The organism is Novosphingobium sp. B-7 (assembly GCF_000410615.1).
In the GTDB taxonomy this organism is placed as follows: domain Bacteria; phylum Pseudomonadota; class Alphaproteobacteria; order Sphingomonadales; family Sphingomonadaceae; genus Novosphingobium; species Novosphingobium capsulatum.
The window spans coordinates 382-679 of sequence record NZ_KE148413.1; the positions used below are offsets into that span (position 1 = coordinate 382).

The 298-nt window shown below is 70.8% G+C and carries 1 protein-coding gene; it reads left to right on the top strand.

All coding sequences use genetic code 11. From position 1 onward, the window contains the following. On the top strand, positions 1–298 hold a 298-nt coding region (locus tag H926_RS28605; protein ID WP_043610334.1), incomplete at both ends, for a P1 family peptidase.

A 298-nucleotide genomic window follows, 5' to 3' on the forward strand; every position in this document is an offset into this window, starting at 1 on the left:
CCAGAGGAATGGGGCGGTACCAAGCTGCCGGCCCCGCGTGAGAACACCACGATCGCCTGCGTCGCCACCGACCTTGATCTGACCGCTGACGAGATGAAGCGCGTGGCGATCATGGCGCAGGATGGCCTCGCCCGCGCGATTCGCCCGGTGCACACCCCGTTTGATGGCGATGTGGTCTTTGCCCTGTGCACCGCGCGCCGTCCGGTGACCGGCCCGCGCGATCTGGCGGTGCTGGGCGTGGGCGCGGTGGCGGCCGATACCCTGGCCCGCGCCATTGCGCGCGGGGTTCATGCCGCCA